The organism is Runella sp. R0.1_18 (assembly GCF_057652155.1).
Genome location: NZ_JBYFCK010000156.1, coordinates 1 through 235 on the forward strand (window position 1 = coordinate 1; position 235 = coordinate 235).

Genomic DNA, 235 nt, shown 5'->3' on the forward strand with positions numbered 1-235 from the left:
GGGCAGAAAAGGTAAAAAGCGGGTAGTGATGCGAGTAAAACTGTAGTAAGGAGCGACTAAAATAAGCATTATTGTGTGATTGGCCGAGGCCAGTTTTGTGGCAAAACCCGACCCCAAGGAGCGACCATAAATGATGATTTTCTCTTCGGAGTAACAGTATTTAGAGCGCATGTTGTTGTAGAGGTGCTGTGCATCGTTTTTGAGCCCTTCTTCGGGTTGTTTTCCTGTACTTTTT

At 44.3% G+C, this 235-nt stretch carries 1 pseudogene; it reads right to left on the bottom strand.

From position 1 onward, the window contains the following. A pseudogene (locus AC23P2_RS31450) lies at window positions 1–235 on the bottom strand (alpha/beta hydrolase); the annotation flags it as partial.